Source organism: Exiguobacterium sp. TDN 0502, assembly GCF_050846835.1.
In the GTDB taxonomy this organism is placed as follows: Bacteria; Bacillota; Bacilli; order Exiguobacteriales; family Exiguobacteriaceae; genus Exiguobacterium_A.
In genome coordinates this window covers 1-516 of the sequence record NZ_JBOZGJ010000042.1, presented here as the reverse complement: position 1 = coordinate 516, position 516 = coordinate 1, and the positions used below count along the sequence as shown (strand labels likewise).

Sequence of the window (516 nt, the reverse complement as noted above, 5' to 3'; positions counted from 1 at the left end):
CGGGAAGACAGGATTCGAACCTGCGACCCCTTGGTCCCAAACCAAGTGCTCTACCAAGCTGAGCTACTTCCCGAAAAGTGCACCCTGAGAGATTCGAACTCCCGACCCCTTGATTCGTAGTCAAGTACTCTATCCAGCTGAGCTAAGGGTGCATCATATGGTGCGGTCGAGAGGACTTGAACCTCCACGATGTTGCCATCACTAGGCCCTCAACCTAGCGCGTCTACCGATTCCGCCACGACCGCATAATGCTATTTAGATATAAAATGGAGCGGAAGACGGGATTCGAACCCGCGACCCCGACCTTGGCAAGGTCGTATTCTACCACTGAACTACTTCCGCATATAAATGGTACGGGTGAAGGGACTTGAACCCCCACGTCAAAGACACTAGATCCTAAATCTAGCGCGTCTACCAATTCCGCCACACCCGCATAAAAATGGTGTGTCATGCAGGATTCGAACCTGCGACCCTCTGATTAAAAGTCAGATGCTCTACCAACTGAGCTAATGACAC

General features: G+C 51.4%; 6 tRNA genes. All 6 read right to left on the bottom strand.

From position 1 onward, the window contains the following. Positions 1–73 (bottom strand) — tRNA-Pro (locus ACRPK8_RS15845). Positions 74–78: 5 nt separating this feature from the next. Next, a tRNA-Arg gene (locus ACRPK8_RS15840) sits at positions 79–152 on the bottom strand. A 6-nt stretch (positions 153–158) separates the two neighbouring features. After that, positions 159–245: transfer RNA gene (locus ACRPK8_RS15835), tRNA-Leu, on the bottom strand. Positions 246–267: 22 nt separating this feature from the next. Continuing rightward, positions 268–342: transfer RNA gene (locus ACRPK8_RS15830), tRNA-Gly, on the bottom strand. Between the two features lie 7 nt (positions 343–349). After that, positions 350–433 (bottom strand) — tRNA-Leu (locus ACRPK8_RS15825). 7 nt (positions 434–440) lie between these two features. Beyond that, a tRNA-Lys gene (locus ACRPK8_RS15820) sits at positions 441–516 on the bottom strand.